We start from the raw sequence: 13,666 nt of genomic DNA, 5'->3' as shown, positions 1-13,666 counted from the left end.
GAAATGAGCAGTGGCAGGCAGCTCCGTGTAAGCTACCTGCCACTTAATACTACTCATTTTCCGGCTGGCCGGATTTGGAAGCGGTGGTGGGGTCTTTGGGCAGGGCAAACCGCCCGGCACAAAGATAATGCCGCCAGCGCTATTCGACCACGAGGCGGGCTGTGCGCAGGGCCTGGCCGGGTGTGGCGGCTTGCAGGATATATAGCCCCGGCGCGACGCCCAGCACCGAAAGAGTATTGCCATTGCCCTGCCGCACCGTCCGACCCAGGTTATCGAGCAGCGTTAGCTTGGTGGCAGCAGTAGCAGCGGGTAGCTGCACGGTGGTGTGAGCTGGGTTGGGGTAGAGGCCCAGTTCCAGGCGGGCGGCAGAAGGCGTGCTCAGCGTGGTACCAGTAGCGAGAGTGGCCAGAAAGCCATGCATATATGCCGGCCCGACCTGGGTGAGGCTAAGCGCACCAAAAATGGCTGGCGCACGGGCTATTCCGCCGACGTATAGTGTCCCATCCACACTGAGGCTTACGTTAGTAGCAACATCATCGGAGCTGGGGCCACCGGCCTGCTGTGCCCATTGAAAAGTGCCGGTAGCACTGCCATCCTGAAGCTTAGCCACAAAAATTTCATTAGAATTCACACTCGTCAGCGTATTGGTGTCAAAGGCAGCGGTACCAGCAAAACTACCGGCCACGTATACATCAATACCACGAACGGCTATTGCCCGTGACACATCATTCTCCGAACCGCCGGCCCGTTGCGCCCATTGATAGGAAGCGGTGGTGCCCGCATCGTTTAGCTTAGCCACAAACAGGTCTTTGTTGCCGGCACTAGTCAGGGTAGTGTTGCCAAAGCGGGCTGAGTTGATAAAGGTACCCGTCACGTATACGTCGGTTCCCTGCAGGGCCATGGCGAATGGAAATTCGGAACTAGCGCCACCAAACGACTGCGCCCACACAAAGCCGCCGGCACCACCCGAATCGATGAGCTTGGCTATATACCCATCTGCGCCGCCGGCGCTGGTCAGGGTAGTGTTGCCAAATTGGCCCGTGCCCTGGAACCAGCCGGTAAAATATACGGAGGAGCCATTGGCAACCATATCCACGCTCGTCTCATTGATGGTGTTGTTGGAGGCGCCGTTGGTGCCAATGCGCTCCAACCAGCCAAAGCTGGTGGTAGTGCCGTTGTCAAGTAGCTTTACCAGGACGTGCCCGCCGGGAATACTCGTATTTTTATACATGGCCTCCGTCGAAAAGCTCCCCGCCAGATACACGCTGGAGCCGTTGACGGCTAATCCTTTAAACAGGTCAACGGTTCTGAATCCTAAGCCGCTGATGGATTCGGCCCAGGCAAAAGTGGCACTCGTACCCGCATCGGTGAGCTTGGCGACAAAAACACCCGAAGTTGGATTGCAGCAGTGACGATTGATCAAGGTGATGCTCCCAGCCTTCGCATCACCGCTTGCGAATTCACCGGCCACGTACACATTCCCTCCGGCGGCCACTACTTCATAGGCCTGGTCGGTATATAAACCACCTATCTGGTGAGCCCATAGAAAGCTACGACTGGCCGGACTCCATTTGGCGACGAAAGCATCGTCCATCCCGTAGCTAGTCAGCGTAGTGGTGCCCAGCATAATCGGTTGGTAGAAGTTACCAACGATAATCAGATTACCCGCCGCATCGGTAGTGGTAGCCGTTACCTCATACCCACCCGCACCTACCGGGCGAATAAGTGACTGCCAGTCCGGCGTTTGGGCATGCGCTTCAGGAAAAGCAGTCAGCCATACTGAAAGGATTAGCGCCATGCGTAGCAGGCCAGATAATGAGAAAATGTTGCGCATATGGTGGAGTTAAGGATAGTAGCAAATCAGATCCTAAAGGTGCAATAAAACAGACTGGCCGGTAGTCTCTTTGGAAACTACCGGCCAGTCTGTTGAATTAGGGGGCTGCTTGTCTAGTCAATCAGCACGCACCGCTCGTTGAGCAGGTCTTCTTCCACGCTCTTGTACTTCACGTCGCGCACGATGCGGCCGTCCATGTACTGCACGTTCACCTTCTCGTTGCGGTTGGCTACTTTCTGGCTCCGGATTGGTACCTGCTTCTCAATTACCGGCGTGGGCTCGGGGCCCATGTCCTCGGGGCCGGCGCCGAGCGACACTGAGGAAACTTCCTTCTGAGCCTTTAGCTTGGGCGCGGGGGCCGGGGCGGGCAGGTCATCTTCCACGAAGTATTCTACCTCGTCGGCGTGGCCGGCTTCCTGGTTCATGGGCACATCGGCCTTGAAGAGGAAGGAAACGGTTTCCTCGTTGACCTTGCCAATCATCTGCTTGAAGAGCTCGAACGACTCGAACTTGTAGACCAGCAGCGGGTCTTTCTGCTCGTAGACGGCGTTCTGCACTACCTGCTTCAGGTCGTCCATGGCACGCAGGTGCTTGGTCCAGGCTTCGTCGATGATGGCCAGCACCACTACTTTCTCCATGCCCCGGATGGCCTCGTGGCCGCCGTTGGCCTGGGCCTTGCGCAGGTTGGCCACGGCCGTTACCTGCTTGCGGCCGTCGGTAAACGGAATGGCAATGTTCTCGTAGGGCGCGTTGTTGGCCAGCAAGTCGTTCACCAGCGGCAGGGTGTTGCCGGCAATGTGGTCGTTCTTGCTCTGGTAGTAGCCCAGAGCCTCGTCGTAGAGCTTCTGGGTGAGGGCTGCGGGCTGCAGGCCGCTCAAATCCTGTTGCGTCAGGTGCGTATCGTAGCCAAACACGCGGATAACGGCCAGCTTGAAGTCTTCGAAGTCGCCGCTGACCTTGTGACCCACGGCAATGTCTTCACAGACGTCGTAAATCATGTTCCAAATGTCCAGCTCCAAACGCTCACCGAACAGGGCGTTGCGACGGCGCTTGTACACCACTTCGCGCTGGGCGTTCATCACATCGTCGTACTCCAGCAGGCGCTTGCGGGTGCCGAAGTTGTTTTCCTCCACTTTCTTCTGCGCCCGCTCGATGCTGCTCGTAATCATGGAGTGCTGAATGACCTCGCCTTCCTCCAGACCCATGCGGTCCATGAGCTTGGCAATGCGGTCGGAGCCGAAGAGACGCATCAGGTTATCTTCCAGCGAGACGAAGAACTGCGAGGAACCTGGGTCGCCCTGGCGGCCGGCGCGGCCCCGTAGCTGCCGGTCGACGCGGCGGCTTTCGTGGCGCTCGGTGCCGATGATGGCCAGACCACCCGATTCTTTCGAGGTTTCACGCAGCTTGATGTCGGTACCACGGCCGGCCATGTTGGTGGCGATGGTAACGGTGCCGGGGTAGCCGGCAGCAGCTACAATCTCGGCTTCGCGCTGGTTTTGTTTGGCGTTCAGAACCTGGTGCGGAATGCTGCGCAGCTTGAGCATGCGGCTTACCAGCTCCGAAATTTCCACCGAGGTCGTACCCACCAGTACCGGACGGCCGGCTTTCACCAGCGTCTGGATTTCCTCGGCTACGGCGTTGTACTTCTCACGCACGGTCTTGTAGACCTTGTCGTGCTCGTCCTTGCGCGAAATGCCGCGGTTGGTCGGAATAACTACCACGTCCAGCTTGTAGATTTCCCAGAACTCACCGGCTTCCGTCTCGGCCGTACCCGTCATGCCCGAAAGCTTGTGGTACATGCGGAAATAGTTCTGCAGCGTGACGGTGGCATACGTCTGCGTAGCGTCTTCCACCCGCACGTTTTCCTTGGCCTCAATGGCCTGGTGCAAGCCGTCGGAGTAGCGGCGACCTTCCATGACGCGGCCAGTCTGCTCATCCACGATTTTCACCTTGCCATCCTCAGTCAGGATGTACTGGTCGTCCTTTTCGAAGAGCGTGTAGGCCTTCAGCAGCTGGTTCACGGTGTGTACCCGCTCCGATTTCTCGTTGTAGTCCGACATGAGCTGCTCCTTCTGGTGCAGCTTCTCTTCGGTGCCGAGGGTTTTGTTGTTCTCAATGGCGGCAATGGCCATCCCAATATCGGGCATGATAAACAGGTGCGGATCTTCGCCCTGTGCCGTAATCAGGTCAATGCCTTTTTCGGTGAGCTCAATCTGGTTGTTCTTCTCGTCAATGGTGAAGAACAGGGGCATATCGGCTTCTGGCATCATGCGGGAGTTGTCCTGCAGGAAGTGATTCTCCACTTTTTGCAGAATAGCGCGCATGCCGGTTTCCGACAAAAACTTAATCAGGGGCTTGCTCTTGGGCAGGCCGCGGTAAGCGCGGAACAGCATCAGGCCGCCTTCGCCTTCCTTCACTCCCTCTTTGCCTTCCTTGATCAGCTTGCGGGCCTGCACCAGATAGTCCTGCACCAGCTTGCGCTGGGCGTCCACGAGCATTTGAATGCGGGGCTTGAGCTGGTAGAACTCGTGTACGTCGCCGCGGGGCACGGGGCCCGAAATGATGAGCGGGGTCCGGGCATCGTCAATCAGCACGGAGTCCACTTCGTCGACCATGGCGTAGTGGTGCTTGCGCTGCACCAGCTCGCTGGTTTCGCGGGCCATGTTGTCGCGCAGGTAGTCGAAGCCGAACTCGTTGTTGGTGCCGTAGGTAATATCGGCCGCGTAGGCTTTGCGGCGGGCATCGGTGTTAGGCTGGTGCTTATCGATGCAGTCCACAGTAATCTTGTGGAACTCGAACAGCGGCGCATTCCATTCGGAGTCACGCTTGGCCAGGTAGTCGTTCACCGTTACCACGTGCACGCCGCGGCGGGCCAGGGCATTCAGGAACGACGGCAGGGTCGACACCAGGGTTTTACCTTCACCGGTGGCCATTTCCGAAATCTTGCCCTGGTGCAGCGCTACGCCGCCAATGAGCTGCACGTCGTAATGCACCATGTCCCAGGTGATTTCGGCGCCGCCGGCAATCCACTTATTGGCCCAGATGGCTTTGTCACCCTGAATAGTGACGTTACCCTTGCGGGTAGCAATTTCGCGGTCGAAGTCGGTGGCAGTAACCACCAATTGGCCGTTTTCCTTGTAGCGCCGGGCGGTTTCCTTCACGATGGCGAAGGCCGAGGGCAGTACTTGCAAGAGCACTACTTCCAGCTCTTTGTTGCGCTGCTTTTCCAGGGCATCGATCTGGTCGAAAACCTGCTCTTTCTGCGCGATATCGAGGTTGGGGTCGGCGGCGATACGCTGGTGGAGGCCGGCTATCTGGTCGTCGATGCCTTTCAGGTGGGCGTCGATACGGCTGCGCACGTCATCGGTGTGCTGCCGCAGCTCGTCGTCGGATAGCTGTGCCAGTTTGGCATATTCGGCATTCACGAGTGCCACATACGGGATAATCTCCTTCAAGTCCCGGTCCGATTTGGTTCCGAAAATCTTGGCGACGGTCTTCCCTAAAAAATCAAACATGCTGCTAGTAGTTAACTGAAACGCCGGGGCGTACCTCAAATTTACGGCGTTTTTTGGGAATTCCCCGGCCATAGCGTCGCTCCGACCCTTTAAACGACAAAACCCCGCCACCTCAAAGAGTGTGCGGGGTTTCTGCGGAAGAAAAGATGTCAGGTGTTTTAGGGGCAGCAGGGCGGTTTATACTGGAAATGGCGGAACCGGCGCGTTAGGAGGCTACGGCCATCGGCTCATCCGGCGTAGTACGCAGCGCGTGCATCATTTCGCCCACGCAGCCGTGCAGCCGATGCTCTACGCTGGGCAGCAGATTGCCCTGCTGGCTCTCCAGCACGCTGTACACGGGCCGGTCGGCGGCCAGGCCAAAGGTGTGCATAGGCTTGGGCACCACAAAGGCAGTATCCAGCCCGCCTATGTCGGCGGCCAGCCGTGCCAGCTCGGCCCAGGTGTAGGAACCCTGGTTGGCTAGGTGCCACACGCCGCACTCTTCATCAATGAGCAGGTCGAGCGACACGTTGACCAGGTCGGGTACGAAAGTCGGCGAAATCAGCACGTTGTCGGCAGCTTCGAAGGGGTGATTCTGGTAGCCGGCTTTCAGTGCGTAATACACGAAGTTGTACTCATCCCAGGGACTAAAAAAGGCGCTGGTGCGTACCACCAACGCTTTGGGCATACACTGCAGCACCTCTCGCTCGGCTAGGCGCTTGCTGTTGCCATACACGTTCAGAGGCCGGGGTAGGTCGGTTTCCACATAAGCAGTCGATTTGCGGCCGTCGAAAACCAGGTCGGAGGAAAACGTGAGGAAATGAACGTCACGGTAGGCGCAGGCAGCGGCCAGAATGGCCGGGCCGGTAGTATTTTCGCGGTAACAGCGGGCAAAATCCTTTTCGGCTTCGTCTACTTTCACATAGCCGGCCGCGTTTACCACGGCCCAGGGATTATACTGCGTCAGGGCCCGTTCTACCGCCAGCGGGTCGGTAATATCGAGTTCCTGCCGGCCCAGGACTACAGTTTCGATGCCACGAATGGCGCAGATACGCCGGAAGGCCTGGCCCAGCGTGCCGTTGGCGCCGGTAATGAGCAAGGGTTGAATCGTGGGCTGAACCGGCCCCGTATTCAGGTTACTGGAAGTAAGAATCTGCATAGCTCAGGAAGACTTGGAAGTGGGACAATGGTGGTGGTAGCGAAAACGGTCGTTTCGCTCCCACCAGCCTTTGGTTTGGAGCAGCGGGTGGTTGTACTGCCCGGTAGTAGCCAGACTTTTGACCATTTTGAACAAGGCCGTCTTGCGGGGCTGGCCGCTGCGCATATCAAATACGCCGCTTTCGTAGAAGGCTCCTTCCTGGGTGAGCAGGCTGTTCCAGTCGTAGGCCCCGAGCAACGACCAGATGGTAATGGCGCGCATATCTACGCCTTCCTGCCGGAGCTGAGTGGCCGCGTCCCAGGCATATTGCACCCAGCGCATCTGCTCTTCGCGGGTACAGTCGAGGTGCACTTCGGTTACGGCCAACGGCAGCTGGTAGCGGTTCCAGGCTTCGAGCAGCAGGTTGTGTAGGCCAGTCAACTGCACCAGGCGCACCCGCACGGCTTCCACGTCGGCATAGTCGACCCGTTCGGCGCTGCGGCACAGGTGGTGCCCAGGAAAGTGCTGGGTGCTGTCGTCCAAAAACCGCTCACTGGTCACGTAGTGGTTAATGCCCATAATATCCGGCGGGCAGGGCGTTTTCACCAGATTCAACAACTCGGCGGCCGAAGCGCCATTGTCGCGCAGGTAGTCCCACAGCGGGTGTTGCTGGTTGAGCCGGCCGCACAGCAAATCGAAGGTGAGCCAGCGCCGGTTATTTTCAAACTCGGCCTGACCAGCCAGCTGGGGCGTGCAGTGGGTTTTGCCCAAGTCCTCGGTTTGCACCAGCAAGGCATCGGGCGTTACTTCCCGAATGGCCCGCATAGCGGCCCGCGTGCCTTTGATATGGTTGAGCTGAATCCGGACGAAGGTTTTATCGTCCAGCGCATGCGGGTACCAGATGCCATAGAGGCCACTGAAGCGGGCCGTAGTCAGAGGCTCGTTCACGGGCGTATAGTGTTTCACCCAGGGGTAACGCTCGGCCACCATGCGGGCAAAACGGGCTAAGCCAGCTACGAAGTTCTTTTTGTGGAGGGCTGTGTAGCGCGGCCCGCTGCCGTGGTGCAGCAGCGTCACAATGGGGTCGATGCCCACCTCCCGCAGGCGCGCCATGCGGGCATCGGTCCAGGTCCAGTCGGGGATGTCGAGGCTGTCGGGGGCCACCTGCTCCCAGAGTACGGGGTAGCGCAGCTTCCGGATACCCAACTCGGCAAATAGGTTCAGGTCATCTATGCGGGTGCGGTGGCCACTGCTCACTAGCTGGTCGGAATAGCCGTTGCCCACCCGGCGGATGGTACACTCAATTCCGCCCCATACGTCTACTTTCTCCATCACAACTGCGGTTCGTGGTCGGATAGCCAGCCTAGCCTAGTGTTCAGGTGAGGCGGGCAGAAAACAGGACTGTCATCCTGCGCAGCTCCACAGTTCGATTCGGGCGCTGAGGTGAGTCAGAACATCCGAAGCAACTGCTTGGCTGCGCAGGATGACAGTGTACCTGCGGCCGACTTCCGTCGGCGTATTTACGGGTTACTCTTTGGCCGGGTCACGCGGTACGAGCTTCTCCATGATGGAAGCCGAGCCGGTGATGGAAGGCTTGTCGGCCACTTTTTCGGCTTTGTCGGTGAGCTTTTTGTACAACGTCAAGGCCTGGGCTACTACTTGGTCCATATTGTAGTACTTATACGTAGCCAGGCGGCCTACGAAGTGTACATTGGGCGTTTCGTCGGCCAGCTTTTTGTACTTGTTGTACAGCTCCGCGTTTTCGAGGCGCGGAATTGGGTAGTATGGGTCGCCCTCGGCTTTCGGGTACTCATACACCACGCTGGTTTTGGGGTGCTGCTGGCCGGTGAGGGCCTTAAACTCCGTAATGCGGGTGTAGAGATGCTCGTTGGGGTAATTCACGACGGGAGCAGCCAGGAACTTCTCGGTGTTCAGCGTTTCGTGCTTGAACTCCAGGGAGCGGTAGGGCAGCTTACCGAACTTGAAGTCGAAATACTCGTCGACCGGGCCGGTAAAGATGATTTCCTTGAAAGGAATGAAGTCGATAACGTCGTGGTAGTCCGTATTCAGCATGATGCTGATGTTGGGATGGTCCAGCATACGCTCAAACATGCGGGTATAGCCATGCAGCGGCATAGCTTGGTAGGTATCGGTAAAGTACCGGTCGTCGCGGTTGGTGCGGGTGGGCACGCGGCTCGTCACCGACTTATCCAGCTCCGAGGGATCCATGCCCCACTGCTTGCGGGTATAGTTGCGGAAGAATTTCTCGTACAGCTCTCGGCCTACCTTGCTCACTACCACGTCTTCCGAGGTCTTGATAACGGGTACCTGCTCGGCCAGCGACTCCAGAAACTGCTCTACCTCAAAGCTGTTCAGGCTCAGGCCATAGAGCTTGTTGATAGTATCGAGGTTGATGGGCATCGGCACCATCTGCCCGTCCACGGAAGCCAGCACGCGGTGCTCGTAGGGGCGCCAGTCAGTGAAATTGGAGAGGTATTCGAATACGTCCTTCGAGTTAGTATGGAAAATATGCGGACCATACTTGTGCACCAGAATGCCGTCCTCGTTGTAGTGGTCGTAGGCATTGCCGGCAATATGGCTGCGCTTATCCAGGATAAGCACTTTTTTATTTGAACGAGTAGCCAGCCGCTCGGCTAGCACGCTGCCGGCAAATCCGGCTCCAACGATGAGATAGTCAAACATAGGGCTGGTGTCTTGGTGGCTGAAATGTGCGGTTATGGAAAGAATAGGTAGTGGCAATACGGATGCGGGCGGTCCTCAGTTCGGTTGAGCTTGTGACTTGAGCTTCAGGCGGTCCTGCATAAGCTCAGTCATGCGCTGCCAAGTCAGGTCCCAGGAAATGGTGGCCAAGTACTCGTCGGTGCGGGCGCGCCAGTCGGCATCGTCCTTTTGCACCAGCGCCTTAGCAATAGCCTGCCCGAACTCATCAGCCGTAGCCGCAATCTGAACCAGGCTCAGGTCGCCGTAGGGCCGTACCACGTCACGGATGGGCGTACTCACCACTGGTTTACCGGCCGCGAGGTATTCGGGCGTCTTGGTGGGTGAGATAAACTTCGTGCTTTCGTTGTCGGCGAAGAGCAGCGTGGCTACATCCCAACCACATAAATATGCCGGGAGTTCCTTGTACTCTTTTCCACCCAGATAATGGATGTTCTTGAAACGGGGCAACGTAGCAGCATCAATCTTGACGACGGGACCAATAATGACGAATTGCCACTCGGGATGGGCCTCGGCCAACTGGCCCAGCAACTCGATATCCAGCCGTTCATCAACTACCCCAAAAAAGCCAACCCGGGGATGAGCAATGCCGGCTTGGTCCTTAGGTTCGGGCAGCGCAGTGCGGGCCTGGCCGAAGTGGTCTTTGTCGATGCTGCTCGGAAACGAGTGGGCATCCTGGTGCTGCAGGCTTTTGGCTTCATAGAGGCTTTGGCCGCCGGTATATACCAAATCGGCCTTTTTGAACAGCTCCTGCTCTAGCTCCCGCAGCTTGGGTGGGGCAAATTTGAAGGCCGCCAGCTCGTCCATGCAGTCGTACACGGTGAGGGCCGGCGTGAGGTGGCGCGACTTGCTGAGCGCCATCGGGGTATAGTACCAGAAAACGTATTGATTGATGCTATTCTCGGCAAAATACTTCGTGAGTAGCTTAGCCTGCAATTCATCCGACTCAGTTTCCGATAAGCCGGCGGGCAAGTGGGCTACCAGCACTTTCACGCCGTTCTGGCGCTCTTTTACTTCAAAATGCGCAAACTCCGGCGCCGTCTGGTCGTGGTGAATAAAGGGCTCTTCGACGTAGAATACGCGGCCGTGCTGGGCAAAGCGCGACAATAGGTGTTGGGGACGCTGCCACACAAAATCCCAGTGCAGGTGCGCGAAGCACACGAAGTCGGGCAGCGAGTAGGAGAAAGTAGAACGAGCAGAATCGGAAGTGGTGGTAGTGGTAGCGGAAGAAGCGCGCGAGGGTGCCTCCGCCGGAGTAGAGAGCGGCATATCAAAGAAGCTAGAAGAGGTAGATATAGCTGCGGAAAGCTTTCGGCACAACCCTGCTTTCCGCGGCTTATGTATTCTACGAAGTACCCCGGAAAAAGGATACAGCCCGGCTGGACGCGGTTAAGGACCGCTGGCCGGACAAGCTCAACACTAGTAATTACCGCTCTTTCGACCTAATTGCTAACCTGTTAGCTGCCAGCCTTCTTTTCGATCAGCAGGCATTGCAGTTCTATGGCATCCTGCCAGAAAAAATCTTTGCGCAGCCAGTCCTTACGCACGCCCACTACCGCAAAACCGGCCTGCTGAAACAGCCGCAAACTGGCCTCATTGTCACTGGCCACGGTACAGTACAATTGGTGCAGGCGCAGCGTATGGCGGGCGTAGGGCAGCAACAAAGCCAGTGCCTGCGCCGCATAGCCGAGCTTACGCTCAGCAGCCAGAATGGTAATGCCTACTCCGGCCCGCTGGTGCAGGGGCTCAAAGTTGAATAAGTCCAATGTACCGACGGCCCGACCATCGGCGCAGATAACCAGCCGCAACTGCCGCACTTCGTAAAAATCGGCAGTGGCGTGCTGCAGGTACTGGCGCAGGGCGAAGCGCGAAACCGGAGCCAGCGTGTCGGACACACCCCAGATGCCAGGGTCGTTTTCCAGCGCGTACAGAAACTCCAGGTCCGACTCTTCCAGGGCCCGCAGCGTCACGTTTCCGGCTTGCAGCATCAGGTGGCATTATAGAAATAATGGTTCCGGCGGGCTTATCATACAAGCCCGCCGGAACCCGAAAAAGAAGCTTAAACCTCGATAGTACCACCGAACACCCGCACGGCCGGGCCGCTCAGGTACACGTTGGAGAAGGAGCCGTCGGGGTTGGCGTCGAAGGCCACGTATAGGTCGCCGCCACGGGTGCGCAGGTGCACCGGGCTGGCCGCGCCGCGCCGCGAAGCCGCCAGAGCCACCGCCGTGACGCCCGTGCCGCAGGAGAAAGTTTCGTCTTCCACACCCCGCTCGTAGGTGCGCACCTGCCAGGGCTGGTCGGCGGCCACCGGCGTTTCCACGAAGTTGACGTTGGTGCCTTTTTCGCGGAACAGCTCACTGTAGCGAATAGCCCGGCCCTCGGCAAATACGTTCAAATCAACCAGAGAGCTAGTGGGCAGGAAGCGGATGAGGTGGGGCGAGCCGGTATCCAGAAACACGCCGTGGCCTTCCACTTCCTGCTGCCCGTGCACGTCCTGCATCCGCAGGTGCACCAGGCCCTGGGCATCTACGTGGGCTTCGTGCAAGCCGTCGGCCGCCTGAAAGCGGGTTTTTTCCTGCATTACGCCTAGGTATTTGGCAAACGCCACCGTGCAGCGCCCCCCGTTGCCGCACATCGAGCCCACGAAGCCATCGGCGTTGAAATACACCATCTCGAAGTCGTACTCGGGGTGGTTGCGCAGCAGAATCAGGCCGTCGGCCCCAATGCCCAGGCGCCGGTCGCAAAGGTGGCGCACGAGGCGGTTGTCGTGCTCATCGAAAGTGCGGGCTCGGTCGTCGAGCATCACGAAGTCGTTGCCGGTGCCCTGGTATTTATGGAAAGTAAGCGTGGTCGTCATGGTCATAATAGGTGCAAAGATGGGAGGAAAGGTTGGAGCGGGAGCGGCAATGCAAGTGGGTTTAATTTCCGGCGGCTTTACGCAGCAGAGCAATCTGGCCGGCGTGGTAGAGGTTGTGCTGCGCCAGGCCGTGCAGCAGTACATAAACCGTGTTGGCGCGGCCTGGTTCACTGCCGGCCTCCTCCCCTATCGGCTCCTCTAGAGCGTCGTCGTTCAACGCCGCTACGTCCGTCAATAATAGCTCGTGGGCCGCGCGCAGCTGCGCCAGGGCCTGCTGCCACTGCGCTTCATCGGGGGCAGCAGGTTGGGCGGGCCAGTCAACGGTATCGGGCACGGGCTGGCTCTGCCGGGTAGCCACGCGCTGCCGCACCACGTTGGTCCAGGTGGTGAGGTGGAGCACTATTTCCCAGATGCTGTGGGCCTGGGGCAGCGGGCGGGCTGCCGCCTGGCCCGCCGCCACGGGCTCCAGCGTAGCCAGCAGTGAGGGTCCCGACCACGCCTCGCCGTTGAAGGCGCGGGTAAGCTGGTCTTGGATTCGGTGGAGTTCGGTCATGGCACAGGTGGGGGTAAAAATGTGTGGATAGGGTAGAAACTCACTGCTGGCGTCCACTTCAGCGGCCTGCTGCTCTCGGCACCACCATCGTTCAAGCCGGAAGCCCTACCTTTGGCGGGCCGCGGCGCGGCCCTTCAGCTGTATCTGTATGTATTCTTTTCTGACCACCGGCAACTGGCCGGATTACGAGCTCATCGACTCGGGCAACTTCGAAAAACTCGAACGATTTGGCAAGCACATCCTGGCCCGCCCCGAGCCACAGGCCATCTGGGACCCGCACCTGCCGGCCAGTGAGTGGCAGCGCGCCAATGCTACTTTCACCCGCGAAAAAGGCAGCCAGGAGCGTGGGCAGTGGAAAATAAAGCCCGGCACGCCCGAGCAGTGGATCATCAATTACGGGCAGGAAGGCCTCAAGCTACGGTTTCGGCTGGGCATGTCGTCGTTCAAGCACGTCGGCCTGTTTCCGGAGCAGGACCCTAACTGGCAGTTTATCTACGAGCAAACCAAAAAGCGCAAAGCCGCCGTGCCGCGCGTGCTGAACCTGTTTGCCTACACCGGGGCCGCCACGCTGGCCGCCCGCGCCGGCGGGGCCGACGTAACCCACCTCGACTCGGTGAAGCAGGTCAACTTCTGGGCCCGCGACAACATGGAAGCCTCGAACCTCGACGGGGTGCGGTGGCTGGTGGAAGACGCCATGAAGTACGTGCAGCGCGAAGTAAAGCGCGGCAACAAGTACCAGGGCCTCATCCTGGACCCGCCCGCTTACGGCCGCGGCCCCAATGGTGAGAAATGGCAGCTGGAAGATGAATTGAACGAGATGCTCAAGCTCTGCCGGCAGCTGCTCGACCCCGAAGACCACTTCTTCCTGATTAACCTGTATTCGTTAGGCTTCTCGGCCCTGATTCTGGACAACCTGGTGACACAAATCTTTCCGCAGCAGCACGCCACCCGCGAAATTGGGGAAATCTACCTCCACGACCGGGGTCAGCGCAAGCTGCCGCTGGGCACGTTTTGCCGCTTCGCCAACTGAGTTGTTGGTTTTTTGTTG

At 58.5% G+C, this 13,666-nt stretch carries 10 protein-coding genes; 1 reads left to right on the top strand and 9 read right to left on the bottom strand.

Annotation, left to right across the window (positions count from 1 at the left end):
* Nucleotides 1–139: 139 nt before the first annotated feature.
* The 9 genes from LGH74_RS03990 to LGH74_RS03950 form a co-directional block, all read right to left on the bottom strand.
* Nucleotides 140–1,834: a T9SS type A sorting domain-containing protein gene (locus LGH74_RS03990; protein ID WP_226172287.1), complete on the bottom strand. Its 1,695-nt coding sequence runs from the start codon at nt 1,832–1,834 to the stop codon at nt 140–142.
* Between the two features lie 113 nt (nt 1,835–1,947).
* Complete coding sequence (gene secA, locus LGH74_RS03985) at nt 1,948–5,349, bottom strand: preprotein translocase subunit SecA (RefSeq protein ID WP_226172285.1); 3,402 nt, start codon at nt 5,347–5,349, stop codon at nt 1,948–1,950.
* A gap of 205 nt (nt 5,350–5,554) precedes the next feature.
* On the bottom strand, nt 5,555–6,487 hold the full coding sequence (locus LGH74_RS03980) for an SDR family oxidoreductase (RefSeq protein WP_226172283.1): 933 nt from the start codon (nt 6,485–6,487) through the stop codon (nt 5,555–5,557).
* A 3-nt stretch (nt 6,488–6,490) separates the two neighbouring features.
* Nucleotides 6,491–7,798, bottom strand: coding sequence for a family 1 glycosylhydrolase (locus LGH74_RS03975; RefSeq protein ID WP_226172281.1), 1,308 nt, complete (start codon nt 7,796–7,798; stop codon nt 6,491–6,493).
* Between the two features lie 195 nt (nt 7,799–7,993).
* Nucleotides 7,994–9,169: a UDP-galactopyranose mutase gene (gene glf / locus LGH74_RS03970; RefSeq protein ID WP_226172268.1), complete on the bottom strand. Its 1,176-nt coding sequence runs from the start codon at nt 9,167–9,169 to the stop codon at nt 7,994–7,996.
* A gap of 75 nt (nt 9,170–9,244) precedes the next feature.
* Nucleotides 9,245–10,474: a glycosyltransferase family 1 protein gene (locus LGH74_RS03965; protein WP_226172266.1), complete on the bottom strand. Its 1,230-nt coding sequence runs from the start codon at nt 10,472–10,474 to the stop codon at nt 9,245–9,247.
* A 188-nt stretch (nt 10,475–10,662) separates the two neighbouring features.
* On the bottom strand, nt 10,663–11,193 hold the full coding sequence (locus LGH74_RS03960; protein ID WP_226172264.1) for a GNAT family N-acetyltransferase: 531 nt from the start codon (nt 11,191–11,193) through the stop codon (nt 10,663–10,665).
* A 71-nt stretch (nt 11,194–11,264) separates the two neighbouring features.
* A complete protein-coding gene (gene dapF, locus LGH74_RS03955; RefSeq protein WP_226172262.1) occupies nt 11,265–12,065 on the bottom strand; it encodes a diaminopimelate epimerase in 801 nt (266 codons plus the stop codon).
* 61 nt (nt 12,066–12,126) lie between these two features.
* On the bottom strand, nt 12,127–12,618 hold the full coding sequence (locus tag LGH74_RS03950; RefSeq protein WP_226172259.1) for a DinB family protein: 492 nt from the start codon (nt 12,616–12,618) through the stop codon (nt 12,127–12,129).
* A 148-nt stretch (nt 12,619–12,766) separates the two neighbouring features.
* Here LGH74_RS03950 and LGH74_RS03945 point away from each other — a divergent pair, with 148 nt between their 5' ends.
* Nucleotides 12,767–13,648, top strand: coding sequence for a class I SAM-dependent methyltransferase (locus tag LGH74_RS03945; RefSeq protein WP_226172257.1), 882 nt, complete (start codon nt 12,767–12,769; stop codon nt 13,646–13,648).
* Nucleotides 13,649–13,666: the final 18 nt, after the last annotated feature.

Source organism: Hymenobacter lucidus (assembly GCF_020447265.1).
GTDB lineage: Bacteria > Bacteroidota > Bacteroidia > Cytophagales > Hymenobacteraceae > Hymenobacter > Hymenobacter lucidus.
The sequence above is the reverse complement of the archived record's forward strand: the minus strand, read 5'-3'. Positions and strand labels throughout refer to the sequence as shown.

Bases quoted from the DNA above. Each gene is read 5' to 3' on its own strand.
- dapF (WP_226172262.1), bottom strand. From the start codon at position 12,065: ATGACGACCACGCTTACTTTCCATAAATACCAGGGCACCGGCAACGAC.
- LGH74_RS03975 (WP_226172281.1), bottom strand. From the start codon at position 7,798: ATGGAGAAAGTAGACGTATGGGGCGGAATTGAGTGTACCATCCGCCGG.
- LGH74_RS03960 (WP_226172264.1), bottom strand. From the start codon at position 11,193: ATGCTGCAAGCCGGAAACGTGACGCTGCGGGCCCTGGAAGAGTCGGAC.
- glf (WP_226172268.1), bottom strand. From the start codon at position 9,169: ATGTTTGACTATCTCATCGTTGGAGCCGGATTTGCCGGCAGCGTGCTA.
- LGH74_RS03965 (WP_226172266.1), bottom strand. From the start codon at position 10,474: ATGCCGCTCTCTACTCCGGCGGAGGCACCCTCGCGCGCTTCTTCCGCT.
- LGH74_RS03990 (WP_226172287.1), bottom strand. From the start codon at position 1,834: ATGCGCAACATTTTCTCATTATCTGGCCTGCTACGCATGGCGCTAATC.
- LGH74_RS03945 (WP_226172257.1), top strand. From the start codon at position 12,767: ATGTATTCTTTTCTGACCACCGGCAACTGGCCGGATTACGAGCTCATC.
- secA (WP_226172285.1), bottom strand. From the start codon at position 5,349: ATGTTTGATTTTTTAGGGAAGACCGTCGCCAAGATTTTCGGAACCAAA.
- LGH74_RS03950 (WP_226172259.1), bottom strand. From the start codon at position 12,618: ATGACCGAACTCCACCGAATCCAAGACCAGCTTACCCGCGCCTTCAAC.
- LGH74_RS03980 (WP_226172283.1), bottom strand. From the start codon at position 6,487: ATGCAGATTCTTACTTCCAGTAACCTGAATACGGGGCCGGTTCAGCCC.